The organism is Pseudomonas sp. HLS-6, assembly GCF_002753995.1.
GTDB lineage: Bacteria > Pseudomonadota > Gammaproteobacteria > Pseudomonadales > Pseudomonadaceae > Aquipseudomonas > Aquipseudomonas defluvii.
Genome location: NZ_CP024478.1, coordinates 890,646 through 915,649, shown reverse-complemented (window position 1 = coordinate 915,649; position 25,004 = coordinate 890,646). Strand labels below are relative to the sequence as shown.

Sequence of the window (25,004 nt, the reverse complement as noted above, 5' to 3'; positions counted from 1 at the left end):
AATGGGCCTACCCCTGCCTGAGCGGCGCCAAGCATGGCTGAAAATTACCGTTTTACAAGTCGCGAGGTGTCTGGCTCGGGGTTCGCACCGCGACCGGCGCGAACCCCGGGGGCTCAGAGCGTGGAAAGAAAGGTACTGTTACTGGCCTGCCATTGCATGACATCGAGGCGGATACGCTTCTTGTCGAGCTTGCCAACACTGGTCTTGGGAATTTCGGTAACAAGGGCGATCTGAGTGGGGATAGCCCACTTGTTGATATGGCCCAATTCCACGAACGGTTTCAGGTGCTCCTTGAGGCCCCTGGCGTCAATGCTGTGCCCCTCGCGCACCACCAACAATGCGAACGGCCGTTCCCCCCACTGCGGATCGGCGATACCGACCACCGCGACCTCACGCACCGCAGAATGACGACTGATCAGGTCTTCGAGCTCCAGGGAAGACACCCACTCGCCGCCGGTCTTGATCACATCCTTGATCCGGTCGCGAATGTCGATCACGCCCATGCTGTCCAGTGTGGCCACGTCGCCGGTATGCAACCAGCCGCCGTGCCAGAGCTCGGCGCCCTTCTGCTCCTCACGGAAATACCCCATGGTCAGCCAAGGGGCTCGCAGCACCAACTCGCCCTGGGACTCACCGTCAGCAGGCAGGAAGTTGCCGTCACTGTCGATGATCGCCGCCTCTACCAGGGGTACCGGTACACCGGCCTTGATCCGGTAAGTGATGCGCTCATCCTCGTTGCCCGCGAGCAACTCATCGTTCAAGTGAGCGCAGGAAACCAGCGGGCAGGTTTCCGACATGCCATAAGCCGCCGTGAGCTGGATACCGCGGGCCTTGGCCGCCTCATATAGCGCACGGTTCAGGGCGCTGCCGCCGATGATGATCTTCCAGCCGGCAAAGTCCTCGGCCTGCGCGCCCTTGGCGTTGAGCAGCATCTGCAGGATGGTCGGCACGCAATGGGAGAACGTGACCTTTTCCTTGCGCCACAGTTCCACCAGCAGCTCCGGGTCGTAACGCCCAGGGTAGACCTGCTTGATGCCGAGCATGGTCGCCACATAAGGGATACCCCAGGCATGCACGTGAAACATCGGGGTGATCGGCATGTACACATCGTTGCTGCCGAGCAGGCGGACGCTGTCGATGCTGCCGGTCACAGCCGCTGCACCCAAGGTGTGCAGCACCAGTTGCCGGTGCGTGAAGTACACCCCTTTCGGGTTGCCGGTCGTGCCGGTGGTATAGAACGTCGTTGCTACCGAATTTTCATCGAAATCCGGGAAGTCGTAACGCGGGCTGGCCGCAGCCAGCAGCTGTTCGTACTCACCGATCAGGTTTGGCAACTCGGCGGTTTTTGACTCACCGTCGGTCAACAGCAGCGTCTTTTCAACGGTGGTCAGATGACCGGCAATAGCCTGATAAAGGCCGACAAAATCACTGTTGACCAGCACGAAACGGTCTTCGGCGTGATTCATCGTGTAGAGAATCTGTTCCGGCGACAGCCGCACATTGATGGTGTGCACCACCGCACCAATCATCGGAATGGCAAACATGCACTCCAGGTAACGGTGACTGTCCCAATCCATCACCGCCACCGTGTCGCCCGCCTTGACCCCAGCCTCGGTCAATACGTTGGCCAACCTTGCAATACGCTCATTCAGGGTGAGGTAGCTGTAGCGCAACTGGTCGCGGTAAACGATCTCGCGGGTTTTCTCGTAGCGGCCGCCAGACATCAGCAAGCGCTTGATCAGCAACGGGTACTCATAAGCGCCCTCGGCAGGGGCAATGACGCGAGTCTGCAACATGAAGTGTCCCTTTTCTGAAGTGCATGGTCTGGGTCAAAACAGACCTTCACTTTAGAACGCCGCTGCGCCGTCCAAATCAGCCAAAGGAATGATTTGAACGACGCCGGGATCAGCGGCCTACTGGAAACGGCATCGATCAATGCATCTCGGTAAACGCGATCTTGATACCCAGCGCCACCAGTACAGCCCCCATGGCACGGTCGAACCAGTGACCCATGCGGGCAAAACCGGCACGCACCCGCTGTTGGCTGAACAACATCGCCACCAGGCAGAACCACAGGCCAGTGGCCAGTGCCAGGTACACACCATAACCTGCCTGTACCAGCAGGGGGGTATGCGGGTTGATGACGACCGTGAACAGCGACAGGAAGAACAAGGTGGCTTTCGGGTTCAGGCCGTTGGTCATGAAACCGGCGACAAAGGCACCGCGCGGGGTGCGCTCTACCGTTGCAGCCTGCACCTCATCGCTACCAGGCTTGGCGGGGCTGGCACGCAAGGCCTTGAAGCCGATGTACAAGAGGTACGCCGCCGCCAGCCACTTCAGCGCATTGAACAGCATGATCGACTGCGACACGATCAGCCCGATGCCCAGCAGCGAATAGCCCACATGCAGGAAGATCGCTGTTCCCACGCCAAATGCAGTCCAGGTACCCGCACGTCGACCATGGGTCACGCTTTCACGAACCACGACTGCGAAGTCCGGGCCGGGGCTGGCGACTGCCAGCAAGTGAATCAGGGCAACGGTGAGAAACTCAGCCCAATACATGGGGACTCCTTGTCACGGATTTAAGTAAGGTGCCTACCTTAGACCAGTCGATACCTCGAGCAACAGACACAGTTACCAACGATTTTTTGCTTGACTCTACCGTTAGGGGCAGACTCTACCCTCATCGACTTCATCCTGTCGTTGGAGTCACCATGAGCAAACGTATTCTGGTCGTTCTTGGCCACCCCTCATCCGACAGCTTTTGTGCCGCGCTGACCGACACCTATGTCAAAGCCGCCACCGAAGCAGGCCACGAGGTTCGCCTGCTGAACCTCCCGGCACTGGATTTCGATCCAGTCCTGCATGAGGGTTACAAGGAGATCCAGGCACTTGAGCCCGACCTGTTGGAGGCACAGAAGCAGATTCTCTGGGCGGATCACCTGACCTTCGTTTACCCGATCTGGTGGGGCGGCATTCCAGCCTTGCTCAAGGGCTTCTTCGACCGGGTCTTCCTGCCCGGGTTCGCCTTCAAATACCGCAGCGACTCCGCTTTTCCGGACAAGCTGCTCAAGGGACGAACGGCCCATCTGCTGGTGACGATGGACACGCCACCGTGGTATTACCGCTGGATCTACCGCATGCCCGGCCTGCACCAGATACGCAAGACCACGTTGGCGTTCTGCGGCATCAAGCCGACCCGTACCCTGACGTTCGGGCCGATGCTTGGCTCGACACCGGCACAGCGCGAAACCTGGCTGGCCCAGACCAGAACCCTCGCCGGTCGCTAAGGCCTGCACGGCTGCGCCGGGGAGTTGGCATGTGCGTTGCCACTTTTCAAGGAACGAAGGGACTATCGATGTACATCGGCAAAGCAGCCCAGCTTTCAGGCACCACCGTCAAATGCATCCGCCACTATGAAAAGATCGGTTTGCTGCCCGAGCCCGTGCGCGAAGGCAAGTACCGGATCTACAACCAGCAGAGTGTCGAACTGCTGTCGTTCATCAAATGCGCTCAGCAACTGGGCTTCAAGCTCAAGGAAATGCAGGCGATTTTCCAGGATTACCGTGGCGATAAAATTCCCTGGGACCTGGCCCAGCAGGCAATCGCCGACAAAAAGCACGAATTGCGCGCCCAGATCGACACGCTGCAAAGCCTGCATGATGGCCTGGTCGAATTTGAAGCCAGCGTTCAGGACGCCCGTGCGCAATGCAGCTTCGAGCTGAGCCGCCTGGAAGAGGCGCGACCCGCGATGAGCTGAAATACGAAAGCCCTACGTTTCCTGGGCGGCTGGGGAGCGCTAAGATCCTCAAGTAGCCACACTGCCCGTGTTTCCAAACCTCCTTGCCGACCTGGAATCCTTCCTCGATGAATACCCCTCACCGCGCTGTTTTCCTCGACCACAGCTCCCTCGATCTGGGCGACCTTGACCTCGGTACGCTGCGTGAAGGTTTCGCCGAGTTGCAGCTGTATCCTTCCAGCACAGCGGACCAGGTTGTTGAACGCCTGCGAGGAGCCACAGTGGCCATCAGCAACAAAGTCGTGCTGGATGCCGCCACACTGGCCGCCTGCCCGGACTTGAAGCTGATCCTGGTAGCCGCCACCGGCACCAATAATGTCGACCTGAATGCCGCCCGGGCCCAAGGCATTGTCGTCAGCAACTGCCAGGGCTATGGCACGCCCTCGGTGGCCCAGCACACGCTGGCCCTGTTGCTGGCCCTGGCCACACGCCTGACGGACTACCAGCAGGCTGTCGCCGCGGGTCGCTGGGCGCAGGCGAAACAGTTCTGCCTGCTGGATTTCCCGATTGTCGAACTGGAAGGCAAGACACTGGGCATGCTCGGGCATGGCGAACTGGGTGGCGCGGTGGCGCGCCTGGCCGAAGCCTTCGGTATGCGCGTGCTGTTTGGCCAACTGCCAGGACGCCCACCCCGTGAAGACCGCCTGCCGCTGGATGAACTGTTGCCACAGGTGCATGCACTGACCCTGCACTGCCCACTCACTGACAACACCCGCAACCTGATCGGCGCCCGTGAACTGGCCTTGCTCAGGCCCGGTGCATTCGTGGTCAACACGGCCCGTGGCGGGCTGATCGACGAACAGGCGCTGGCCGATGCATTGCGCTCGGGTCATCTCGGTGGTGCTGCGACGGATGTGTTGAGCGTCGAGCCCCCCGTTAACGGCAACCCATTGCTGGCCACCGATGTCCCGCGCCTGATCGTCACGCCACACAGCGCCTGGGGTGCTCGCGAGGCGCGGCAGCGCATCGTCGAGCAGTTGCACGAAAACGCCCAGGCGTTTTTTGCCGGCCAGCCACGCCGGGTTGTCAGCTGACACCCAGGCTTCTGGTAAACTCCGTCCCTTTTTCAGGAGCCGCCGTCCATGGACCCGCGCAGTGAAGTGTTGCTTCGACAGGCCGACTTGTTTCAGGGTTCGCTGTTGCTGGCCGGCTTGCCCGCCGACGACCTGCTCGGCCAACTGCCTGCGGCCCACGGCTGGAGCTGGCATGCTGGCGATCAGGCTGCGCTGCAGGCGCGCTTCAGCGGCCGCAGCCATTTTGGAGTAGAGGTCACGCCCCAGCCATTCGAGGCGGCGGTGCTGTTTCTGCCCAAGTCCCGTGAATTGGCCAGTTACCTGCTCAACGCGCTGGCCTCACGCCTGGCGGGCCGCGAGTTGTACCTGGTGGGGGAAAAACGCGGCGGCATCGAGGGCGCGGCCAAGCAACTGCAGGCCTTCGGCAAACCGCGCAAACTCGACAGTGCTCGCCATTGCCAACTGTGGCAGGTGACCGTCGATAACGTGCCTGAAGCGCCAAACCTGCACAGCCTGGCTCAACGTTTCGAATTGCCGCTGGCCGAAGGCCCATTGACCGTGGTCAGCCTGCCGGGCGTGTTCAGCCATGGCCGGCTCGACCGCGGCAGCGCACTGCTGCTCGAACACCTGGAGCAGCTACCGGTCGGCCATGTGCTGGACTTCGGTTGCGGTGCCGGCGTGCTCGGCGCAGTAGTCAAACGCCGTTATCCACAGAGCCAGGTGACCCTGCTCGACGTGGATGCCTTCGCCGTCGAGAGCAGCCGCCTGACCCTGGCCGCCAACGGCCTGGAAGGTGAGGTCATCTGTGGTGACGGTATCGACGCCGCCCCCGACAATCTGGACCTGATCCTGAGCAATCCGCCGTTCCATACCGGGGTGCACACTCACTACCAGACATCGGAGAACCTGCTGCAAAAATCAGCCAAACATCTGAAAAAAGGTGGAGAACTGCGCTTGGTCGCCAACAACTTCCTGCGCTATCAACCGCTGATCGAGGCTGCGCTGGGTAACTGCCAGCTGCGCATCGAAGCGCAGGGCTTTCGGATCTACCAGGCAACCCGCAGTTAAAACAGCACTTGCCGAATCGGCTTGGCCTAGGCAGAATCCGCTCCGTCCTAGGGGAGTAGTCTCCCGCGAGCGCCCTGCTCGCCCGGTACGCGTCAACATACTTGGTCCACAGACCATGGCGCGTGCGACCCACGGCCCGCAAAGCGAGCCCAGGGTTTGACAAGACCTATGACACGCACACCTTACCCGGGGCGGGGAGGTCGTACGTGTCATAGCCGTGTCGACCCGCCCCCGTAGGAATCCTGATGCTGGAATCATTGCTAGTCCCAACCGCAATCGTCGCGCTCGCCGAAATTGGCGACAAGACCCAACTGCTCGCGCTCATCCTTGCGGCTCGCTTCCGCAAACCCTGGCCAATCATTGCCGGTATCATCGCCGCAACCCTGGCCAACCACGCCGCTGCGGGTGCGGTGGGTGCATGGGTCAGCAGTTTCTTCTCCGCCGTGACCTTGCACTGGATCCTCGCCGCCTGCTTTGCCGCCACTGCCCTGTGGACCCTGGTTCCAGACAAGATGGACGATGACGAAGGCAGCACGGCACGACGCTTCGGCCCGTTCCTGACCACGCTGATTGCATTCTTCATTGCCGAGATCGGTGACAAGACCCAAGTGGCCACAGTGATGCTGGCCGCCCAGTACCCTCACCTGATCCTGGTCATTCTAGGGACGACCCTGGGGATGCTGATTGCCAACGTGCCCGTGGTACTGGCAGGCAACTTTGCGGCCGAAAAACTGCCACTGACGCTGATCCGTCGCCTGGCAGCCACAGCCTTCTTCGTGCTGGCCGCAGTAGCGGTGTACTCGGCGATGCAAGTCAGCGGCTGGATAAGCTGACACAAGCGCCTGTTATCGAGGATGGAGCCGCGCCTCAATCAGGAGGCGCGGTTTTCATTGCTTGCAAGGGGTATGGCGTTATCGCTTGGCTTGCTGGTACAGCGGCATCACTTTCGGGATGGCCGCTTGCAGCGCAGCAATCCGGCTGCTGGAGGCCGGGTGAGTACTCATGAACTCAGGCTGCGATGCGCCACCCGACGCCTGGTTCATCTTGTTCCACAAGGTGATCGCGGCATTCGGGTTGTAACCGGCTCGCGCGGCCAGCTCCAGGCCAATCAGGTCAGCTTCGTTTTCATTGTCGCGGCTATTGGGCAGTGTCAGGCTGTACTGCACCACGGTATCGGCCAGCGCCATGCTGTCCTGGCCCAGGCCGAGCAATGCGCCGGCACCTTGTTTGGCCATTTCAATGCCATACGCCTTGGACATGGCTTCACGTCCATGTTCACGCAGGGCGTGAGCGATTTCATGGCCCATGACCGCAGCAATTTCATCGTCGCTGAGTTTCAGCTTGTCGATCAGGCCGCTGTAGAAAATGATCTTGCCGCCAGGCCCGCAGTTGGCGTTGAGCTCGTCACTCTGGATCAGGTTGACTTCCCACTTCCACTGCGCAGCATCGGGACGGAACTGTGGTGCCTGGGCAATCAGGCGATCAGCGATGGCCTGAACGCGGCGCGCATTGCTGCTGGTCTTGTCGAGCACGCCTTGGCTCGACGCTTCGCCGAGGGTTTGCTGGTAAGACTGGGCGTACATCTGATTGACTTCATCGGTCGAGAGCATGCTGAACATGTACTGCTTGCGCTCGACACCGACCGCTCCGCCGCTGGTGGTATTGATTGCCTGGCAACCACTGAGCAGGACGCTGGCACTCAAGGCACCCATTACAAATAACTTACGCATGAAAACACTCCATTCAAACACGCTGCGTATCCTAGGCCGACTAGGATAACTACGCTATTGCCGTTCGCGAACATTTCACGAACGGCACTCATGCTTTTCACACTTCGGGCCGATAACGCTGTGCAGACGCCATTACGTGTGCTCGGAGCCCCTGATGAAGTTCAAGTCGATCCAGTTTTCCGTGGCAGCCCTTGCTGGCGCCATCGTGTTGAGCATCGTTGCCGCACTGGTGCTGTACGCCGTGTTTTCCGGCGCACGGACTCAGACGCTGGTACAAAGCCGCACCCAGCAGCAGTTCGAAACCGTCATTGAGCAACGCCTGACGGCGCTGGCGAGCACCCAGGTCAGCCAGATTCAGCGCGGCCTCGAAGCGCCGCTGCTGATCGCCCGCAGCCTGGCGACCAGCAACGCCATGCTGGGCATGAAGGACGCTACGGGTAAGCCCTTGCTGAACATCGAGCGTGAACAACTGATCGCCATGGTCAAGCAGACCGTAGCAAGCAACCCACTGATCCTCGGTAGCTATCTCGGCTGGGAGCCCAACGCGCTGGACCACGACGATGCGCGCTTCGTCGGCACCTCGATCATCGGCATCGACAGCGCCACCGGACGCTTCCTGCCCTGGTGGTTCCGCAACGACGACGGTAGCCTGGGCGTGGATAAACTGGCCGATGTCGACGACCCGACACAACTAGCCACGGGCGTGCGCGCCAGCGAGTACTACCTGTGCTCGAAAGACTCGAAAAAGGCCTGTGTCATCGACCCGGCACCCTACAAGGTGGGTGACAAGGTGGTCATGCTTGCCTCGTTCATCGAGCCCATCATGGTAGACGGTCAGTTCCAGGGCATTGCGGGTGCCGACCTGTCGGTGAACTTCATTCAGGACATGCTCAAGGCCGCCGACAGCCAACTCTACAATGGCGCCGGTGAACTCGCGCTGGTGTCCAGCAACGGACGCCTGGTGGCCTACACCAAGGACGAAAGCAAGTTCGGCGAAAAAGCCAGCGATGTGCTTGGCGCCAATAAAGCTCAGGCATTGAATAGCCTGACCGGCGATAACCTGCGTTACGAGATTGACCGTAGCAACGGCCAGATCGAGCTGTTCTTGCCGTTTCGCATCGGCAATACCGACGCTCGCTGGACCCTGATGCTGCAATTGCCAATCAGCGCGGTGATGGCCGAGCTGGATAAGCTGCAGAGCGACTTGAGTGCACAACGGGCCACTGATATCACCGGAATGACCTTGGTCGGCCTGACTATCGCCGCACTCGGCCTGTTGGTGATCTGGCTGCTGGCCCACGGTATCGCACGACCCTTGCGGCAGATGGTGGCCATGCTCAACGACATCGCTCAGGGTGAAGGTGACCTGACCCGGCGACTGACCAGTGATCGCAGCGACGAACTCGGCGCCATTGCCAAAGGCTTCAACACCTTTCTGAGTAAACTGCAGGCAATGATCACTCAGGTGGTCAGCTCGGTACAGAAAGTCAGCGACTCCTCTGAACACACCGCCGATATCGCCATTCGCACCAACCAGGGTGTGCACAAGCAAATGGCCGAAATCGACCTGGTAGCCACGGCAGTACATGAAATGACCGCCACGGCGCAGGACGTGGCCCGTAACGCAACCCATGCAGCCCAAGCGGCCAGCAGCGCCGACCAGGCCGCCAACGAAGGCCTGCAGATCGTGCGCAGCACCTCCAACTCGATCAGTGCACTGGCCAATGAAATCGGCCGTGCAGTGGGGGTCGTACAAAACCTGGCCCGCGACAGCGAGAACATCAATGCCATTCTGGTGGCGATCCGCGCCATCGCCGAGCAGACCAACCTGCTGGCCCTGAACGCAGCCATCGAAGCCGCCCGTGCAGGTGAGCAAGGTCGCGGCTTTGCGGTGGTCGCCGACGAAGTACGCAACCTGGCACAGAAAACCCAGAAGGCCACCGAAGAAATCCAGCAGATGATTCAGCAGTTGCAGCAAGGCACCCGCGATGTCGTCAAGGTCATGGAAGACAGCCAGGGCAAGACCGACGACAGCGTGCAACAGGCAGCCAAGGCAGCCGAAGCGCTGGAGAGCATCACCCAGGCCGTTTCGGTGATCAACGACATGAACAACCAGATCGCCAGCGCGGCGGAAGAACAAAGTGCGGTGGCCGAAGACATCAACCGCAACGTAATCAACATCGGCCAGGTGGCCAACGAGGTCGCCGGTGGTGCGGACGAGTCCAGCAACGCCAGCGCCGAACTGACCAAACTGGCTGAACAGCAGCGGCGGCTGATCAACCAGTTCAAGGTCTGAGCCTCAGACGACCAGGCACCTGCGCAGAGGGCCTGTGCTGCTTTAGCGCCGGCCTTACGCCGGCGTCAGGCACTCCGGTGCATTGAGCTTGGGGTCATTGACCAGGTTCGCCAGCACCCGTTCACGCAGTGCCGCGGCAGGGCTGGCCAGCAGGCTATGCAGCTCGGCCAGCGGCGTTTCGGGGTTCAGCCAGGCAGCCTGGCCAGCCTCGTCCAGAATGAGCGGCCGACGCTGGCTCATCGCAGCCTGGGTTACCACTGCCGTGCTCAACCACACCTGCTCCTGCACCGGATAGGCTTCCCAGACAGCCGCAAAGAATAGCGAAGCTCCTTCCCCCGGCGTCAACCAGTAAGGCCGCTTGCGCACTGAACCGCGCCATTCGTAAAAGCCGTTGGCCGGCATCAGACAACGGCGCAAACGGAAGGCGTCGCGGAACATTGGCTGCTCTGCCAGGGTTTCGGCGCGCGCATGAGCCGGTGTGCGCGACAGGTCGGTCAGCCAGGCCGGCGTCAGCCCCCAACGCGCCCTGGCAAGCTCCAGATCACCGTCGACACGGCGCTGTATCAGCACCGACGCACCGGGCGAAATGTTCCACTGCGCCTGCTGGTCGGCGGGAAAGCCAGGCAAGGCGGCAAAGGCCGAAGACCAGCGAAACAGGGCGTAACGTCCACACATGAGGCAGGCAACCTAGCAAATCAGAATACCGGGGAGGCTCTCCGGTTCATCACCCGCGAGGGGTTGAGCAACATTGTACTCGGCGATCAGCCGACGTGCGCGCTCTGCCTGCTCGTCCGGCACCGTCAGCCCCAGCAACCCCTGCATGGGAAGCTCGCCGACACCGCCCAGCAGGTGGCGACCCGCAAGGTACACGTCGATACCTTCGTTGACCAACATGCCAAAGAGCAATTCAGCCTCAAGCAGATTCTCCGGCTCATAGATCCGTTGCATCACTCGTCCTCGCGTTTTAGATCGAGCATCCACTCGCCATCGTGAACCTGCAGCATGAACACGATCGGTCGACAACATACGGGGCAGTCCTCGACATACTCCTGATCGCCGCCCGACAGATCGAGCACCGCTTCAAACTCCTCCCCGCAGTAGGGACAATCATGGAACTCAGTCTCCAGCATCGCGGCCTCCAGCGTGACTTGTGCGTATAATCACCGGTCTGTTTACAAGCCCTTTGCGTGTCTGAGCCGTTTTTTCAGACCCAGGCCTTACTATTACCCTAGCCGTTTCCAACAAGAGAGCATGATGGGCGAATTCGATGCCATCCGACCGTACAACGACGCTGAGGTCCCTGCCGTTCTGGCACGCCTGCTCAGCGACCCGGCTTTCCTCGATATCCTCACCCACTTTCGCTTCCCGCGCATGGCTGGCGCGTTCGGCTGGCTGCTCAAGCCCCTGATCGCCCGCCGCCTGCGCCATGAATTCGCCGGGGTTACCTGCGTATCAACCTTGCAGGACAAGGTCGAGTTCTACGTCGATCACACTATAGAACGGGCTACCGACGGCGTGACCTATACCGGCGTCGAGGGGCTCAAGTCCGGTACGGCCTACCTGTTTCTGGCCAACCACCGCGATATCGTGATGGACCCGGCCTTCGTCAACTACGCCGTGTACCATGCCGGCCTGCCAACCCCGCGCATCGCCATCGGTGACAACCTGCTGCAGAAGCCATTTGTCAGCGACATGATGCGCCTGAACAAGAGTTTCATCGTGCACCGTTCGTTGACCGGCCGCCGTGAGAAACTGGCGGCCTATCAACTGCTTTCGGCCTACATCAACCATTCGATCCGTACCGACGGCCAGTCGATCTGGATTGCCCAGGCCGAAGGCCGGGCGAAAGATGGCGATGATCGCACCGATTCGGCGATCCTCAAGATGTTCCACATGAGCCGCAAGGACGAGCCATTCGGTGAGGTGATTCGCTCGCTGAACCTGAGCCCGGTGTCGATCAGCTACGAATACGACCCCTGCGACCTGGCCAAGGCCCGCGAGCTGTACATTCGCGCCACCACCGGCAGCTATACCAAGGCGCCAGGTGAAGATGACCTGAGCATTGCCCAGGGCATCACGGGCTACAAAGGCCGGGTGCACATCAACTTCGCCGCGCCGATCACCGAAGCTTACGAAGACACCAAGCAGTTGGCAGCGGCGATCGACCGGCAGATTCTCGGTGGTTATCGCCTGTTCCCGGCGCACTACCTGGCCTATGCCCAGTGGAGCGACGCCGACCCGAGCCTGCAGGTGCCAAAGGCCTCCGAGCTGTTCGCGGCAGATGAACTGGCCAAGGCGCAGGCCGAATGGCAGCGCCGACTGGACGCCTGCCCCGCCGAACATCGGCCGTATCTGGTGCTGCAGTACGCGACGCCGGTACGTAACCAGTACCGGGTAAAGGCGGGCTTGGCGCTTTAACCGCACGCCAACTGCAGGCGCCGGCACCGCCGGGCGCCTGCACAGGCCGTGCAGGCTCAGCCCTGATGCCTCAGGCGCCCCTGAGCGAGCACGGTTGAATCAGGCCCAGGTGCTGACCCAGGACAGCAGCAGCGCCATTGCCAGGAAGGCAAAGCCCAGCGCGTAATAGAAACGATTGACCCGCACAGTCGTCACATCGAGCACCGCCTCACCCGCAGGCCGCTCCGCCAGGGCGCGGGCCTCGCGACGTCGAGCACCATGCAACAAAAAGCTGCCCGGACAGGTCAGTAGCAACGCCAGCACGTTGATCAGCTTGGCGGGATGGGCGGCCATCAGCCCCCAGAGCATCTGCAGCGACATCGAAAACCTCATAAATGCGAAACGGGACAACCAGAGCCCGGCATTCTACCCAAGCCTTGGCTCCAGTCCTGCGCTTTGCGACAAACGACCGCCCCACTGTCATCCGATCGTCATGCAGCCAGGCCAGTCTATCGGCCGTTGAAAAGACACGGAGCTTCGTCATGCTGCACGCCGAAAACCAGGATCGCCTCTACCTGATCGCCCAGAGCGATGAACAGCAGGCGCTGATCGACGGCCTTGCGTTCAACGTTCAGGACCGTCAGTGGCTGGTGTACTGCGCGCTGGGCGGCCATGCGCATGAGCACCTGCCCGAAGTCGACAGCCAGACCGGTATCAGCATGCTGGACTTCTACGTCGAAGCGGCCTGATACAGCGGGTACAAAAAAGCCCGCTACCGGACAACCGGTAGCGGGCTTTTTGCTGAACACGCGTCGGGTTATTCGCCCAGGACCTGACCGACAGTCGGGTCTTTGAACAAACGGGTCAGCGCATCGCTGAGCACATCACTCACCAGTTGGGTATTGGTGTCCTGATTCGGCGCCATGCCGAAACGCTGGTCGAGGGATGCCCCATAGCGGCCACTGTATCGACGGTTGGCATTGGCGACATCAGCGCGGAAGGTAGCGCCAATGGTGGCCTCGGTGACATACAGGCCCTCTTTGGGCGACTGATACTTCAGCTCGACCAGCGTCACGGTCAACTGTGGCGCGTTATAGGCATTCGGCGAAGGGGTGAAGCCCAGCAAACGCACGGCAGCTTCGGCCTGAGCCTGCAATTTTGGCTGGATATCGTTACCGGAAACCGTGATTGCGCTGGTTTCAGGGTACAGACCACCCCGGGTGCCCAAGGTCTGCGAAGCACGACCATCAACCACGCGTACCACGACCGGTTGACCATGGCCAACCGGTGCAAGCTGGGCGGTGAGTTTCGGTTGCGGGCTGAGTTGTTGCGGGCTGTGGGCACAACCGACCAGGGTCAGACTGGTCACAGCGATCAAACCGAACAACAGACGGTGCAACATGCGCATCTCTCCAGGAATAGCAACAAAGGGCATCAGTATAACCAGCACCGACGGTAGCAGCCATCGGCTGGCCACTGGCGAATCAGACCGTGAGAACGGACAGCGGTTCGCTGTCAACACCCTGTCATCTGCTGGGGGTTATGCTTGATGCAGTCATAACAGGTACGCTGCCATGAATTCCCTCTGGGCCCTGCTGTTCAAACGCCAACCCCAACGCTACTTTGCCCGACTCGATGGCGCAGGGCTGTGCCAGGCTTTCAAACACTGCACCGACGCACCAATTGACGGCCACTGGGTGGAGATCAACGAAATTCGGCTACATTGGCTGAACCGCCCCTTGCCGACCAGTGCCAAAGTAATGGCCCGCTCAATGAGCTCCCGCCCTCAGCGAACACTCGCCGCCTGACGACAGGTTCAAGAAATGTCGCTAAAAAGGTCGTTTCTGCCGAAGACTTCGTTATAATCTCCCCCCGATTATAAGGACGTCTCCTGATCGGGCCTCGCAGCACCGCCAATACCAACTGTTGGCACCCTCCGCACCGCCCACAGAGAGCCTTCCACACAGGTCTTGCACCAGCCAGTGAGTCTGATTCATTCGACCCTTGCTCTGCACAGAACCTGCCGGGTCTGCCATCGCGCAGCCCATTTTGAGGTTCACGTCTCCAAAAGAGCGTGAAAAAACGGGTTTCACAACTTCACAAGAGTGTGGCGAGCAAAATGAACAGTCTGGCATGTGCAAAAGCACCAGCAGTGTCCCAACAAGCCCCAAACAGCTGGCAACAGCGCTCATCCAAGGTGGGCGACTGAGGCCGGTCCATAACGCACGACGGATACCTTGACCATAAGTCGAATTGCCGCACGGGTACTAAAATGCGTTCATAGGCAACGCAAAGCCCGGTTGGTGGTGTCCGCTGAAGTTGCAAAACCTGCGAAGAATCGGACATGGCGATCCTGGCTTACCCAGGGGTCCCATGCTGTCAATTTGGTGCTGAAGATTTTGGAGACGCGTTAATGGCGCAGAACGAAGCAGTCGATGTGGTACTGGTAGGGGCAGGCATCATGAGTGCCACCTTGGCCGTACTGCTCAAGGAACTCGACCCGGCAGTCAAGCTGGAAGTCGTCGAGTTGATGGATTCGGGTGCCGCGGAAAGTTCCAACCCGTGGAACAACGCCGGTACCGGCCATGCCGGGCTGTGTGAACTGAACTACACGCCTCAAGCTGCCGACGGCAGCATCGACATCAAGAAGGCTGTACACATCAACACCCAGTTCGAGGTCTCCCGTCAGTTCTGGGCGTACCTGAGCAAAAAGGGTGCTTTCAACTCAACGCGGGCATTCATCAACCCGATTCCACACCTGAGCTATGTCGAGGGTGAGAAAGGCATTGCCTTCCTCAAGAAGCGCTATGAGCTGCTCAAGCAGCACCATGCGTTCGCCGACATGGAGTACACCGAAGACAAAGCGGTTATGAAGGAGTGGATGCCGCTGATGATGCCAGGCCGTCCGGCCGACCAGCACATCGCCGCTACCCGCGTCGTCAAGGGTACCGACGTCAACTTCGGCGCCCTGACCAACAAGTTGCTCAAGCACCTGGCCAATGCACCCGATGCACAGGTCAAGTACAGCAAGAAGGTCACCGGCCTGCGTCGTAACGGCAGCGGCTGGACCGTCAGCATCAAGGACGTCAACAGCGGCAGCAGCCGTGAAGTTGATGCTCGCTTCGTCTTCCTTGGCGCCGGTGGCGCGGCCCTGCCGCTGCTGCAGATGTCGGGCATCGAAGAGAGCAAGGGCTTCGGCGGCTTCCCGGTCAGCGGCCAGTGGCTGCGCTGCGACAACCCGGAAATCGTCAAACAGCACCAGGCCAAGGTTTACAGCCAGGCGTCTGTCGGCGCGCCACCGATGTCGGTTCCGCACCTGGATACCCGTGTTGTCGACGGCAAGACGTCCCTGCTGTTCGGGCCATATGCCGGCTTCACCACCAAGTTCCTCAAGCACGGCTCGTTCCTTGACCTGCCACTGTCGGTACGCTTGGGTAACATTGGCCCAATGCTCGCCGTTGCCCGCGACAACATGGACCTGACCCGCTACCTGGTCAGCGAAGTGATGCAGTCGATGGAGCAACGCCTGGAGTCGCTGCGTCGCTTCTACCCAGAAGCCAAGGCGCAAGACTGGCGCCTGGAAGTGGCTGGGCAACGCGTGCAGATCATCAAGAAAGACCCGAAAAAAGGCGGCGTTCTGCAGTTCGGTACCGAACTGGTCGCAGCCAAAGACGGCTCCCTTGCTGCCCTGCTGGGCGCATCGCCAGGTGCTTCGGTAACCGTGTCGATCATGCTTGAACTGATCGAACGCTGCTTCCCTGAGCAAGCCAAAGGCGCCTGGGCGGCCAAGCTCAAGGAAATTTTCCCGGCACGGGAAAAGGTTCTGGCGGCCGATGCTGCGCTGTACCGCAAAATCAGCGCGTACAACGACGAGGCACTGCAACTGGCAGAGCCCAGCCCGACTCAGAACTACGCTTGATCTGCAGCCATAAAAAAACGCCCTTCGGGGCGTTTTTTTATGGGCCTGGCAGACTCAGCCGCGCGCTTTCTCGATGATCTCGATGTAGTCGGCAGCGTTACGCTGGTCCTTGATCAGCGTGACAAAGGTATTGCCCTGCTCATCCTTGCCATCGAGATCCAGACCGGCCTCAACAAAGAAACCGACAAAACGCTCGAAGTCGTCGACCCGCAGACCGCGATAAGCCTTGATCAGCTTGTGCAGCGACGGCGAAGTGGCATCGGCCGGCTCGAAATCGAGGAACAACTTGATCTGCGCGTCGCCGATCTCATCACCAATTACCTGTTTCTTGTCTTTACGCATTGCCGACTCCAGCTGAACCATCACGAACATTTCAGGGGTCGGCAGTTTACCCCCGGGCCACCTCGCGCCTCAACGCGTGCGTACGGTTCCCGTGTGCAGGTCCGCCCAGATGTGGCCATTGGCATAGGTCAAAAATTGCACATACACCGTATCGTTGCGTAGCAAATCAAGAATGACCCGATACTGGGCAAGCGGGTAGTTGAGCGTCAGCGTGCGCGACTTGTCGTCAAACGCCGGTTTCTTCAAGCTTTTGCTTTCAGCATCGAAGCTGATCACGACCTGGCTGATGGTCGCCCCCTTGCTCAGCGGCTTGCCCTTCAAGCGCAACACCAGAGGCGATGTCACCGGGATCGGTTGCTGATTTGATTGGCGCTGATTGCCGACCACCACGGAATAGTCGGTGACCTGCATCAGCTGCTGAGATTCAGGCTTTTCCTGGCGCAGGGAAAGGTCATCAGGTGGCAAGAACTGGCTGTGCAACGGCGCAGCAGCGACAGGGAGGCTCAGTGCTAACAGGAGGGGGATAAACAGGCGCACGGCAGGCTCCTTCGCGGATGGCCTTGCAGTGTGGCGGATGCCCCCATCGTCGGCAAGGCTGGCACCTGCAACATGAGATGCTGCAAGGCGCCGACCTTGTCGGCAACGAGGGCGTTGCGGGCCTTACAGCCCTTTGACCGCGTAGATACCGGCTGCGTTGCGCCAATAACCTTTGTAGTCCATGCCGTAACCGAAAATGTAACGGTCAATACAGCCCAGGCCGACATAGTCAGCCTTCAAGTCCGGACTGGCCTTGCGGTCGTGGTCTTTGTCGATCAGCACAGCGGTGTGCACAGTGCGCGCGCCGGCATGCTTGCAGAAGTCGATGATGGCGCTGAGAGTATGCCCTTCATCGAGGATGTCGTCGATGATCAGCACGTCGCGGTCAATGAACGAGACTTCCGGCTTGGCTTTCCAGAAAAGATCGCCGCCGCTGGTCTGGTTGCGGTAGCGGGTGGCGTGCAGGTACGACGCCTCCAACGGGAAGTTCAGGTGTGTCAGCAACTTGCCAGCGAAAATCAGGCCGCCGTTCATGACACAGAACACGACTGGATTGCTATCGGCCAGGTCTGCGCAGATCTGCGTACCCACGCGGGCAATCGCTGCTTCGACTTCAGCTTCGGTGTACAGGCAGTCAGCCTCGCGCATGACTTGACGGATGTGCTCGAGATCAGCGGACATGGCGCTCTCCAGGGGCGGCAATTGAGAAAAGCGGGCAAAGGTACGCACCCACGGGCATCAGATCAAGCATTTCTGGACTAACGTCCTGATAACCTATAGGACACCTGAAGCGAATAGATTAATCTAGCGCGGTTTTTTTGCCCGCCCCCGGAGCCATTTCCTATGCCTACCCGTGAGATCCGCCATCCGCTGATCCGCCACAAGCTCGGCCTCATGCGCCGTGCCGATATCAGCACGAAGAATTTTCGCGAACTCGCCCAGGAAGTCGGCGCACTCCTGACCTACGAGGCGACCAAGGACCTGCCCCTGGAGAACTACGACATCGAAGGTTGGTGCGGTACTGTCCAGGTCGAAAAAATTGCCGGCAAGAAGATCACCGTCGTACCGATCCTGCGTGCCGGCATTGGCATGCTCGACGGCGTGCTCAGCCTGATCCCTGGCGCCAAGGTGAGCGCCGTTGGTGTTGCCCGCAACGAGGAAACCCTCGAAGCGCACACCTACCTTGAAAAGCTCGTGCCGGAAATCGACGAGCGCCTGGCAATGATCATCGACCCGATGCTGGCCACTGGCGGCTCGATGGTTGCCACCATCGACCTGCTGAAAAAGGCTGGCTGCAAGGACATCCGCGCCATGGTTCTGGTCGCTGCCCCCGAAGGTATTGCAGCGGTCGAGAAGGCTCACCCCGACGTACAGATCTACACCGCGTCGATCGACCAACGCCTCAATGAAGACGGCTATATCATCCCAGGGCTGGGCGACGCCGGAGACAAGATCTTCGGTACCAAGCAGAAGGACGCCTGAGCATGCAGGATGAGTTCAACGACCCGCTTTGGCGTCAGGTCGTCTCCGGTGCGCAGATGCTCTTCGTCGCCTTTGGCGCGCTAGTGCTGATGCCTCTGATCACCGGCCTCGACCCGAACGTGGCACTGTTTACCGCGGGTCTCGGAACGCTGCTGTTCCAGGTGGTCACGGGGCGTCAGGTTCCGGTGTTCCTGGCCTCCAGTTTCGCCTTCATCACCCCGATCATCCTCGCCAAGGGCCAGTTCGGCCTGGCCGAAACCATGGGCGGGGTAATGGCTGCCGGCTTCGTCTATACCTTCCTCGGCCTGGCCGTGAAGATCAAGGGCACCGGTTTTATCGACCGCCTGCTGCCGCCGGTAGTGATTGGTCCGGTGATCATTTCGATCGGCCTGGCCATGGCGCCGATTGCCGCCAACATGGCAATGGGCAAGGCCGGTGACGGCACTGAGCTGATTCCCTACAGCACGGCGATGCTGATCTCCATGCCGGCGCTGCTGACCACCCTGATCGTCGCCGTGTTCGGCAAGGGCATCTTCCGCCTGGTACCGATCATCGCTGGCGTGCTGGTGGGCTTCGCCCTCGCCTTCGTGTTTGGCGTGGTCGACACGGCCAAGATCGCGGCGGCCCCATGGCTGGCACTGCCGCACTTCACCGCACCTGCATTCAACTGGCAAGCCATCCTGTTCATCGTTCCGGTGGCCTTGGCCCCGGCGATCGAACATATCGGCGGGGTCATAGCCGTCGGTAGCGTGACCGGTCGCGACTACCTGAAAACGCCGGGCCTGCACCGCACCCTGCTCGGTGACGGCATCGCCACCACCACAGCCGGCCTGTTTGGCGGCCCGCCCAACACCACCTATGCCGAAGTCACCGGCGCAGTGATGCTGACCAAGAACTACAACCCGAAGATCATGACCTGGGCGGCGATTTTCGCCATTGGCCTGGCCTTCATCGGCAAGTTCGGCGCACTGCTGCAGAGCATCCCGGTACCGGTAATGGGGGGCATCCTCTGCCTGCTGTTCGGTTCGATTGCCGCGGTGGGGATGAACACCATGATCCGGCACAAGATCGATCTGAGCGAGGCCCGTAACCTGGTAATCGTTTCGGTGACACTGGTGTTTGGTATTGGCGGCGTATTGATTGGCAGCGGCACCGGCCCTGGCGACTGGGGCCTGAAAGGCATTGCCCTGTGCGCCGTGGTTGCCATCGGCCTGAACCTGTTGCTGCCGGGCAACGACAGCTGGAAGAACAAGGCACTGGACGATCAGTTGCCTTGATTGCACCGGGTGCTTGATCCTGCAGGAGCCAGCCGTGCTGGCCCCTGCAGCCATACCACCTGCTTTACGCCCTTTCGCAGAGCGTCTTGAGGGCCTGTACCCAATCCGGGTGATCATTCAGGCACGGCACCAGCACCAACTCCTTCCCTCCCGCCTCGATGAACTGCTCACGCCCACGGTCGCCGATCTCTTCCAGGGTCTCGATGCAGTCGGCGACAAACGCCGGGCACATTACCAGCAAGCGCTTGACCCCGGCTTTGGCCAACTCGTCCAGGCGCGCTTCGGTGTAGGGTTCGATCCACTTCGCCCGCCCCAGCCGGGACTGGAATGACACCGACCATTTGCCCTCGGGCAGGCCCATGGCCCGGGCAAAAGACTCGGCCGCACGAATGCACTGTGCGCGATAGCACACGGCAAGTACTTGTGGCGATGCCGTGCGGCAGCAGTCGGCACTCTTGAAGCAATGGTTGCCGGTAGGATCAAGCTTGGTCAGGTGACGCTCGGGCAAGCCATGGAAACTCAGCAGCAAGTGATCGAAATCTTCCTGCAGGTAGGGCTTGGCACTGGCAACCAGTGCGTCGATGTACTCTGGTTGATCGTAGAACGGCTGCAGCACTGCCAGTTCAAACGACAATTTCTGCTCGGCAATGACCTGCCGCGCCTGTTCGACCACCGTGGTGACAGTACTGTCGGCGAACTGAGGGTACAGCGGCGCCAGCGTGACCTTGCGCACCCCCTGAGCCGCCAGGCGCGCCAGTACGGTAGGCAAAGAAGGCTCACCATAGCGCATTGCGATTTCCACCGGGCCGTGCGTCCATTGCTCGCTCATCGCCTGCTGCAGGCGGCGTGTCAGGACCACCAGCGGCGAGCCTTCGTCCCACCAGATCGAGGCATAGGCATGAGCCGACTGCTCTGGGCGCTTGATCAGGATCAGCGAGACCAGCAACCGGCGAACCGGCCAAGGCAGGTCGATGACGTAAGGGTCCATCAGGAATTGATTGAGGTAACGGCGCACATCGGCGACATCGGTGGAAGCCGGCGAACCCAAGTTGACCAGCAGCAGAGCATGATCGGTCATGCAACGTCCTATTTCAGAGGCGACTGGACAATTCATCCAGGGCAGATTGCACATCATTGAATTGAAAAGTGAAGCCAGCTGCCAGCAAGCGCACGGGGCGCACACGCTGGCCACCCAGCAGCAGCGTCGACAACTCACCCAGCCCAAGCTTCAGCAACGGTGCCGGAAGGGGTAACAAGGCTGGCCGATGCAGCGCCCGACCAAGCCGCTTGGCAAACTCTCGGTTACGCACAGGCTCTGGTGCGCAGGCATTATAGGGACCGCTGGCGTCGTTATGCTGCAAGAGAAAATCAATCAGGGCGATTTCGTCATTGATATGAATCCATGGCATCCACTGCCGCCCATCGCCAATAGGCCCACCCAGGCCGAGTTTGAATGGCAGTCGCAGGCGCGACAAAAAACCGCCCTCACTGGCCAGCACCAGCCCGGTTCGCACCAGCACGACGCGAATACCCAAGGCCTCGGCCTGCTGCGCCGTTTCTTCCCAGGCAATGCACAACTGGCTGGCGAAATCCTCTTTGACCGGCCGTGAGGCCTCTGTCAATTCACGCTCACCACCATCACCATACCAACCCACAGCCGAACCGGAGATCAGCACGGAAGGCCGTTGCTGGCGCTGCTCAAGCCAGGCCAGCAATTGCTCGGTGAGGGTGATCCGACTACCCCAGAGCAGCGCACGCCGCGCACTGGTCCAAGGTCGATCGGCGATGGGTGCACCTGCCAGATTGACCACTGCATCCAGCGTTTGATCACCGAACGCCTCAAGTCGATCAATGCCTCGCACCCCTGCCCCACAGAGACGCCCCACCTGTTCAGGTCGTCGACTCCACACTGTCAACTGATGCCCTTTTGTCAGCCAGTACTGGCAAAGCCGTTGGCCAATCAAACCAGTACCGCCGGTCAGCAATATATGCATGACTGTGTCCTCATGTGGCGCACGCTTGGTCTATTTTTAAGAACAAGGCACTTTTTTGACCGATCGCTCTCGGATAAACATAGGCGAACCTGGCTGTAACGCGCGGATCAATATTGTACATTGAACAGACATTGTACAGGTTTGTCAGACAGCGTAGTCTGCGTATCAAAGGTTCAAAGAGGCCATCATGACCATACCTATCGCAATCATCGGCGCAGGCATCGCCGGCTTGTCCGCTGCCCAGGCACTGCAAAAAGCCGGGCAGACTGTGCATCTTTTCGACAAAGGCCGAGGCAGCGGTGGGCGCATGGCCAGCAAACGCAGCGAAGCCGGGGCACTCGACCTCGGCGCACAGTATTTCACTGCCCGCGACAGGCGCTTCCTTGCCCAGGTTCAGGAATGGCAGGCACACGGCTCGGTCGCAGAGTGGAAACCACACCTCTACAACTACAGCGCGGGCCAACTCACCCCCTCGCCAGACGAGCAAGTTCGCTGGGTAGGTGTGCCACGCATGAGCGCGATTACCCGCGCCTTGCTCAAAGACTCGACGGTGAACTTCAATTGCCGGATCGCCGAAGTCTTTCGCGGCAAGCATTACTGGCACCTGCAGGACACCGAAGGCTGCAGCCATGGCCCGTTCAGCCGCGTCATCATTGCGGTGCCCGCCCCTCAGGCAACCCAGCTCCTGACGGCGGCACCCAAGCTTGCCGCAACCGTCGCCAGCGTACAGATGGACCCCACCTGGGCCATTGCGCTGGGGTTTGAAAGCCCACTGGATACGCCCCTGCAGGGGTGCTTCATACAAGACAGCGCACTCGAATGGCTCGCGCGCAATCGCAGCAAGCCAGGACGCGACGAACACATTGATACCTGGGTGCTTCACGCCACCGCGAACTGGAGCAAACAGCACATCGACCTCGCCAAGGAGGCCGTGATCGAGCAGTTGCTCGGCAACTTCGCCGAGCTGATTGGCTGTGCCGTGCCAGCGCCGAGCTTCTCCCTTGCCCATCGCTGGCTGTATGCACGCCCTTCCAGCAACCATGAGTGGGGGGCGCTGGCTGACCCTGACCAGGGCCTGTATGCCTGCGGCGACTGGTGCCTGTCAGGTCGGGTTGAAGGGGCCTGGCTGAGTGGCCAGGAAGCCGCTCGGCGACTACTTGAGCATCTGGACTGATTTTGCCAAAAAGCTGTACAAATCGTTTGACTTGTACAGCCTCCTATCTATGATGATCAAATCTGTACATAACATTTAATTTGTACAAGTTTTGGACTCGCCATGGATACTCACGAGCTGCCACACAAACCCAAAATCGCCATCAGCGCTTGCCTGGTCGGCCAGGAAGTACGCTTCAATGCTGGCCATAAAGCCTCGAAGCTATGCAACGAGACACTGGCCAAGTACTTCGACTTCGTTCCGTTGTGCCCGGAAATGGCCATCGGCCTGGGCGTTCCGCGGGCCGCCATTCGATTGGTGGGCGATCCTCAGCAGCCTCGTGTGATCAACCCTCGCGAACCCGAGCTGGACCTTTCTGGCCCGCTTGGTGCCTACGGGCGGCAGATGGCCAATGAGCTTCAGGACATCTGCGGCTATATCTTCATGCAGAAGTCGCCGTCCTGTGGGCTTGAACGGGTCAAGGTGTATCAAGACAACGGCTACCCGGCCACAGAGGGTGGACGTGGTGCCTATGCCGCAGCGTTTTGTGCCGAACGACCTGATCTTCCTGTGGAGGAAGATGGCCGCCTGTGCGACCCGGCCTTGCGTGAGAACTTCATCACCCGCGTCTACGTGTACGCGGAGTGGCAAAAATACCTGGCGCAAGGCCTGAGCCGACATGCACTGATCAGCTTCCACGCCCGCTGCAAGTACCTGTTGATGGCAAACAACCCACAACAGTACAAAGTCCTGGGCAAGCTGCTGGGTAGCATGAGCCGCAGTGATGACGCCGAAGAAATTGGCCCGCGCTACTTCAGCCAACTGATGAAGGCACTGAGCCGCTGCGCCAATCGCGGCACCCATGGCAACGTACTGATGCACCTGAGTGGGTACCTGCGCGATTTCATTGAGGCCGCCGACAAAGAGGAAATTCGCCAGACGATCGATCAGTATCAAGCCGGAACGGTGCCACTGGTCGTCCCACTGACCCTGCTCAAGCACCACCTGCGTCGGCACCCTGACCCTTATCTGGAGCAGCAAATCTACCTGAAGCCACACCCTGAAACCCTTGGCCTGCGCAATGCCATCTGAGCCGCTGCCACTGCCGATCCGAGAGGTTGCACGCCTCACCGGCGTCAACCCGGTTACGCTTCGCGCCTGGGAACGACGCTATGGCCTGATTACCCCACAACGCACAGGCAAAGGCCATCGACTGTATAGCACCGAGCATGTGCAGCGCATTCAACAGATCGTCCAATGGCTCAACCGTGGTGTGTCTGTCGGCCAGATCAAGGCACTGCTGGACAGCCGCCCGGTAGCCTCCCAGACAGATCAACACGGTGCCTGGCAGGCCATGCGCCAGGACATAACCGGCAGCATCGCTGCCTTGGCAGAACGCCGTCTGGACCAACAGTTCAATCAGGCGATCGCCTTGTACCCTGCGACCACGCTGTGCGAGCAACTGCTGCTACCCCTGTTCGCCGAGCTGGAGCTGCGCTGGCAAAGCCAGTTTGGCGCACGCATGGAACAAGTGTTCTTCCACTGCTGGCTACGCAGCAAACTCGGAGCGCGCCTCTATCACAGCAACCGCCAACTCAATGGCCCGGCAGTACTGCTGATCAACGGCTCAGACCTGGTCTTCGATCCACGGTTGTGGCTATGCGCCTGGCTGCTCAGTAGTGCCGGGTACGCGGTAGAAGTATTCGACTGGCCACTGCCCCCGGCCGAGCTGGCGCTGACCCTCGAACGCATGCAACCCCAGGCGCTGTTACTGTGCCTGAACAGGGCGGTCGATATGCGTCAACTTGAGCGCAGCCTGAGTGCAATCCAGATACCTACCCTGCTGGACGGCAGCGCGATCAGCATCCATCAGGATGACCTCATGGCACTGGCGGTGAAAAACCCCCGGCTATGCCTGCTCGACACCCCGTTGGAGGTCGTGCAAGCGTTGCAAGACGCCTCACGATAACTCAACCCCTGCGATATCAAGGAACCCA

Annotated in this window: 28 protein-coding genes, 1 pseudogene and 1 riboswitch; of the genes and pseudogenes, 16 read left to right on the top strand and 13 right to left on the bottom strand. The window is 60.2% G+C overall.

Features of this window, described 5'->3' with window-relative positions; genetic code table 11:
* Positions 1 to 113 precede the first annotated feature (113 nt).
* A complete protein-coding gene (locus CS390_RS04090; protein ID WP_065759142.1) occupies positions 114 to 1,796 on the bottom strand; it encodes a fatty acid--CoA ligase in 1,683 nt (560 codons plus the stop codon).
* Positions 1,797 to 1,932: 136 nt separating this feature from the next.
* Entirely contained in the window at positions 1,933 to 2,562 is a 630-nt protein-coding gene (locus CS390_RS04085) for a LysE family translocator (RefSeq protein WP_065759143.1), read from the bottom strand.
* Positions 2,563 to 2,714: 152 nt separating this feature from the next.
* Here CS390_RS04085 and CS390_RS04080 point away from each other — a divergent pair, with 152 nt between their 5' ends.
* The 5 genes from CS390_RS04080 to CS390_RS04060 all read left to right on the top strand — a co-directional run bounded on the left by CS390_RS04080 (position 2,715) and on the right by CS390_RS04060 (position 6,713).
* The gene (locus tag CS390_RS04080; protein WP_065759144.1) at positions 2,715 to 3,290 is read left to right on the top strand and encodes an NAD(P)H-dependent oxidoreductase; all 576 of its coding nucleotides are present in this window, start codon (positions 2,715 to 2,717) and stop codon (positions 3,288 to 3,290) included.
* Between the two features lie 68 nt (positions 3,291 to 3,358).
* A complete protein-coding gene (locus tag CS390_RS04075) occupies positions 3,359 to 3,760 on the top strand; it encodes a MerR family transcriptional regulator (RefSeq protein WP_065759145.1) in 402 nt (133 codons plus the stop codon).
* 107 nt (positions 3,761 to 3,867) lie between these two features.
* Positions 3,868 to 4,833, top strand: coding sequence for a 2-hydroxyacid dehydrogenase (locus CS390_RS04070; RefSeq protein ID WP_065759146.1), 966 nt, complete (start codon positions 3,868 to 3,870; stop codon positions 4,831 to 4,833).
* A 48-nt stretch (positions 4,834 to 4,881) separates the two neighbouring features.
* Positions 4,882 to 5,880: a class I SAM-dependent methyltransferase gene (locus CS390_RS04065; protein ID WP_099773550.1), complete on the top strand. Its 999-nt coding sequence runs from the start codon at positions 4,882 to 4,884 to the stop codon at positions 5,878 to 5,880.
* 38 nt (positions 5,881 to 5,918) lie between these two features.
* Positions 5,919 to 6,037, top strand: a riboswitch (yybP-ykoY riboswitch).
* An 88-nt stretch (positions 6,038 to 6,125) separates the two neighbouring features.
* Positions 6,126 to 6,713, top strand: coding sequence for a TMEM165/GDT1 family protein (locus tag CS390_RS04060; RefSeq protein ID WP_099773549.1), 588 nt, complete (start codon positions 6,126 to 6,128; stop codon positions 6,711 to 6,713).
* Positions 6,714 to 6,791: 78 nt separating this feature from the next.
* On the opposite strand, the gene CS390_RS04055 is transcribed toward CS390_RS04060, so the two are convergent.
* Positions 6,792 to 7,610, bottom strand: a complete 819-nt coding sequence (locus CS390_RS04055) for a M48 family metallopeptidase (RefSeq protein ID WP_065759149.1) — start codon at positions 7,608 to 7,610, stop codon at positions 6,792 to 6,794.
* A 154-nt stretch (positions 7,611 to 7,764) separates the two neighbouring features.
* On the opposite strand from CS390_RS04055, the pseudogene CS390_RS25600 reads away from it, so the two are divergent.
* Together CS390_RS25600 and CS390_RS25595 are read left to right on the top strand one after the other, a co-directional pair.
* Positions 7,765 to 9,051, top strand: a pseudogene (locus CS390_RS25600) (HAMP domain-containing protein); the annotation flags it as partial.
* Between the two features lie 12 nt (positions 9,052 to 9,063).
* Complete coding sequence (locus CS390_RS25595) at positions 9,064 to 9,906, top strand: methyl-accepting chemotaxis protein (RefSeq protein WP_371917185.1); 843 nt, start codon at positions 9,064 to 9,066, stop codon at positions 9,904 to 9,906.
* A 54-nt stretch (positions 9,907 to 9,960) separates the two neighbouring features.
* Here the strand turns inward: CS390_RS25595 and CS390_RS04045 are convergent, their stop codons facing one another.
* From CS390_RS04045 to CS390_RS04035, 3 genes are read right to left on the bottom strand one after another with little or no spacing between them, the layout of a single operon-like run.
* On the bottom strand, positions 9,961 to 10,581 hold the full coding sequence (locus tag CS390_RS04045) for an SOS response-associated peptidase (RefSeq protein WP_099773547.1): 621 nt from the start codon (positions 10,579 to 10,581) through the stop codon (positions 9,961 to 9,963).
* Between the two features lie 12 nt (positions 10,582 to 10,593).
* On the bottom strand, positions 10,594 to 10,854 hold the full coding sequence (locus CS390_RS04040; RefSeq protein WP_099773546.1) for a DUF2007 domain-containing protein: 261 nt from the start codon (positions 10,852 to 10,854) through the stop codon (positions 10,594 to 10,596).
* A complete protein-coding gene (locus tag CS390_RS04035) occupies positions 10,854 to 11,036 on the bottom strand; it encodes a CPXCG motif-containing cysteine-rich protein (protein WP_065759153.1) in 183 nt (60 codons plus the stop codon). Before CS390_RS04035 ends, CS390_RS04040 begins: the two co-directional genes overlap by 1 nt.
* A gap of 121 nt (positions 11,037 to 11,157) precedes the next feature.
* On the opposite strand from CS390_RS04035, the gene CS390_RS04030 reads away from it, so the two are divergent.
* On the top strand, positions 11,158 to 12,324 hold the full coding sequence (locus tag CS390_RS04030) for a 1-acyl-sn-glycerol-3-phosphate acyltransferase (RefSeq protein ID WP_099773545.1): 1,167 nt from the start codon (positions 11,158 to 11,160) through the stop codon (positions 12,322 to 12,324).
* Between the two features lie 99 nt (positions 12,325 to 12,423).
* Here CS390_RS04030 and CS390_RS04025 read toward each other — a convergent pair whose 3' ends face one another.
* A complete protein-coding gene (locus CS390_RS04025; protein WP_065761027.1) occupies positions 12,424 to 12,684 on the bottom strand; it encodes a hypothetical protein in 261 nt (86 codons plus the stop codon).
* Positions 12,685 to 12,845: 161 nt separating this feature from the next.
* Here CS390_RS04025 and CS390_RS04020 point away from each other — a divergent pair, with 161 nt between their 5' ends.
* A complete protein-coding gene (locus CS390_RS04020; protein ID WP_065761026.1) occupies positions 12,846 to 13,052 on the top strand; it encodes a hypothetical protein in 207 nt (68 codons plus the stop codon).
* Between the two features lie 68 nt (positions 13,053 to 13,120).
* Here the strand turns inward: CS390_RS04020 and CS390_RS04015 are convergent, their stop codons facing one another.
* Positions 13,121 to 13,705: a YajG family lipoprotein gene (locus tag CS390_RS04015; RefSeq protein WP_065761025.1), complete on the bottom strand. Its 585-nt coding sequence runs from the start codon at positions 13,703 to 13,705 to the stop codon at positions 13,121 to 13,123.
* A 172-nt stretch (positions 13,706 to 13,877) separates the two neighbouring features.
* Between CS390_RS04015 and CS390_RS04010 the strand changes: the two genes are divergently transcribed.
* Both CS390_RS04010 and mqo read left to right on the top strand, forming a co-directional pair.
* Positions 13,878 to 14,111: a hypothetical protein gene (locus CS390_RS04010; RefSeq protein ID WP_099773544.1), complete on the top strand. Its 234-nt coding sequence runs from the start codon at positions 13,878 to 13,880 to the stop codon at positions 14,109 to 14,111.
* A 605-nt stretch (positions 14,112 to 14,716) separates the two neighbouring features.
* Complete coding sequence (gene mqo / locus CS390_RS04005) at positions 14,717 to 16,222, top strand: malate dehydrogenase (quinone) (RefSeq protein WP_099773543.1); 1,506 nt, start codon at positions 14,717 to 14,719, stop codon at positions 16,220 to 16,222.
* Between the two features lie 54 nt (positions 16,223 to 16,276).
* Here the strand turns inward: mqo and CS390_RS04000 are convergent, their stop codons facing one another.
* The 3 genes from CS390_RS04000 to CS390_RS03990 form a co-directional block, all read right to left on the bottom strand.
* Positions 16,277 to 16,564, bottom strand: coding sequence for a PA4642 family protein (locus CS390_RS04000; RefSeq protein ID WP_099776533.1), 288 nt, complete (start codon positions 16,562 to 16,564; stop codon positions 16,277 to 16,279).
* Positions 16,565 to 16,633: 69 nt separating this feature from the next.
* Positions 16,634 to 17,101, bottom strand: coding sequence for a hypothetical protein (locus CS390_RS03995; protein WP_065761022.1), 468 nt, complete (start codon positions 17,099 to 17,101; stop codon positions 16,634 to 16,636).
* Between the two features lie 123 nt (positions 17,102 to 17,224).
* Positions 17,225 to 17,782 carry a hypoxanthine-guanine phosphoribosyltransferase gene (locus CS390_RS03990; RefSeq protein WP_065761021.1) on the bottom strand — a complete coding sequence of 186 codons (558 nt, stop codon included), beginning with the start codon at positions 17,780 to 17,782 and terminating at the stop codon, positions 17,225 to 17,227.
* Positions 17,783 to 17,944: 162 nt separating this feature from the next.
* On the opposite strand from CS390_RS03990, the gene upp reads away from it, so the two are divergent.
* Positions 17,945 to 18,583: a uracil phosphoribosyltransferase gene (upp, locus tag CS390_RS03985; RefSeq protein ID WP_065761020.1), complete on the top strand. Its 639-nt coding sequence runs from the start codon at positions 17,945 to 17,947 to the stop codon at positions 18,581 to 18,583.
* 2 nt (positions 18,584 to 18,585) lie between these two features.
* Positions 18,586 to 19,860 (top strand): uracil-xanthine permease family protein, encoded by a 1,275-nt coding sequence (locus CS390_RS03980; protein WP_065761019.1) that lies wholly within the window; start codon positions 18,586 to 18,588, stop codon positions 19,858 to 19,860.
* A 64-nt stretch (positions 19,861 to 19,924) separates the two neighbouring features.
* Here the strand turns inward: CS390_RS03980 and hemH are convergent, their stop codons facing one another.
* Together hemH and CS390_RS03970 are read right to left on the bottom strand one after the other, a co-directional pair.
* Positions 19,925 to 20,938, bottom strand: coding sequence for a ferrochelatase (hemH, locus tag CS390_RS03975; RefSeq protein WP_099773542.1), 1,014 nt, complete (start codon positions 20,936 to 20,938; stop codon positions 19,925 to 19,927).
* Positions 20,939 to 20,951: 13 nt separating this feature from the next.
* Complete coding sequence (locus CS390_RS03970; protein WP_099773541.1) at positions 20,952 to 21,854, bottom strand: TIGR01777 family oxidoreductase; 903 nt, start codon at positions 21,852 to 21,854, stop codon at positions 20,952 to 20,954.
* Positions 21,855 to 22,041: 187 nt separating this feature from the next.
* Between CS390_RS03970 and CS390_RS03965 the strand changes: the two genes are divergently transcribed.
* The 3 genes from CS390_RS03965 to CS390_RS03955 all read left to right on the top strand — a co-directional run bounded on the left by CS390_RS03965 (position 22,042) and on the right by CS390_RS03955 (position 24,976).
* Positions 22,042 to 23,028, top strand: a complete 987-nt coding sequence (locus CS390_RS03965) for an NAD(P)/FAD-dependent oxidoreductase (protein WP_065761016.1) — start codon at positions 22,042 to 22,044, stop codon at positions 23,026 to 23,028.
* Positions 23,029 to 23,130: 102 nt separating this feature from the next.
* A complete protein-coding gene (locus tag CS390_RS03960) occupies positions 23,131 to 24,099 on the top strand; it encodes a DUF523 and DUF1722 domain-containing protein (protein ID WP_099773540.1) in 969 nt (322 codons plus the stop codon).
* On the top strand, positions 24,089 to 24,976 hold the full coding sequence (locus tag CS390_RS03955) for a MerR family transcriptional regulator (RefSeq protein WP_099773539.1): 888 nt from the start codon (positions 24,089 to 24,091) through the stop codon (positions 24,974 to 24,976). Before CS390_RS03960 ends, CS390_RS03955 begins: the two co-directional genes overlap by 11 nt.
* The last annotated feature ends 28 nt before the right edge of the window (positions 24,977 to 25,004 follow it).